The following is a 1,356-nucleotide window of genomic DNA, read 5'->3' as shown; positions in this document are numbered from 1 at the left end:
CACCGACGCGCACCTCGCCGTGCCTGCAACCCGCCGTTCGCGTCGGCGGTCACTCCGGACCGACTTGACGCACCCCGCCCATCGGATGTCTCAGCCCCGGCCCACCGAACGTCGCGGATGGGCCAGACATCGTTCCAGCACGGACATAATCACCGCACTTATCACGGCTGACAGGTGTCCGCAGCGCTGCCAATAGAGCATGGTCCAAATGCTTGTCAAGACGCTGATGATATTGCCGAAGCGCTCCGTTATGGCCCCCTTGAGTGCTCTTGTTGTGCTCTCACCCTGGCGTTTGGATCTAGGAGGGGTGATCTTCTGCGGTGCGTCACAAGCGGCGGGTTCCAGACGCCTCACCCGTGCCGCCGCCTGTTCTGCCCGGACTGGTCCTCTCGTAGTGCGCAGGGCATCGACCTGTGCTGTCCGCCAAGAAGGAGTCGTGACCTTGACTGCGCTGACCTACACCATCCTCACCGACCCGACATCCCTGGAGGCGTCAGTGGACGGGCGGTCCCCGTCCACGGGGACGGTGTATCTGATGGTCACCAACACCAGACAGACAGTGCCCTGGCTGAGGATCGAGGTGAAGGTGCCCGTCGGTGACGGTGCTGGCCACCTCACCCGGGACATCAGCACGATCAAGCCGAGGGGCGAGTACACCGACACCCAGTCGGGCCCCCAGGCGGCCACCCAGCCGGTGATCGTCCAGCAGCAAGGCAACGACGTCTTCCAGGTCACCACCCAGAGCGGTCGCTTAGAAGGTTTCGCGCCTGGTGACTACATTGTGCTGACACTGGAGAACGTCACCGTCGCTCCCACCGCCGGGGTAGCCGTGCTGACGGTGACCGAGACCACCAAAACCAGTAGAGGGTGGCAGGTCAGCCACGCGGCGGTGCCGGTGGTGAAGGCCGCTCCCAAGGAGATTCCGGCACCACGCGACTTCCGCCCGGACAAGGCCCTGCTGGACGCCGGAGAAAACCTCACGCTGAGCTGGGACGGGTCCAACGACTTCAGCTATGAGATCCGGTTCCCCGGCGGGCAGGCAGCCATCGCCCCGGGCACGCGTACCTGGTCGCCGGCCGACGCCCCGAAGCGGGCTACCACCTACATCCTGGTCGCCACCGACCCCACCGCGCAGAAGCAGCACTTCCTCACCACGACCGTTCAGGTGCGCTATCCCGTCCTGGAAACCCTCACCGCCACGACCGGCATCGACACCCCCTGGGTCCAGGGGACGGTGAACAAGGGACGCGTCACCTTCACCGGCACAGGGGTGGAGATCTTCAACAACTCCGGTGGCCAGGGGACCGTGACGGCCGACAGGGCTGATCTCAATGGAGTGAACACCGAGTGGGTGCA

General features: G+C 65.0%; 1 protein-coding gene. It reads left to right on the top strand.

Annotated features, from left to right (window positions below):
* Positions 1 to 436: 436 nt before the first annotated feature.
* Positions 437 to 1,356, top strand: a 920-nt coding sequence (locus tag ABZU75_RS45085; RefSeq protein WP_355569271.1) for a hypothetical protein, incomplete at its 3' end; no start/stop codon positions are given.

The organism is Streptosporangium sp. NPDC005286, from assembly GCF_040607515.1.
Taxonomy (GTDB): Bacteria; Actinomycetota; Actinomycetes; order Streptosporangiales; family Streptosporangiaceae; genus Streptosporangium.
The sequence above is the reverse complement of the archived record's forward strand: the minus strand, read 5'-3'. Positions and strand labels throughout refer to the sequence as shown.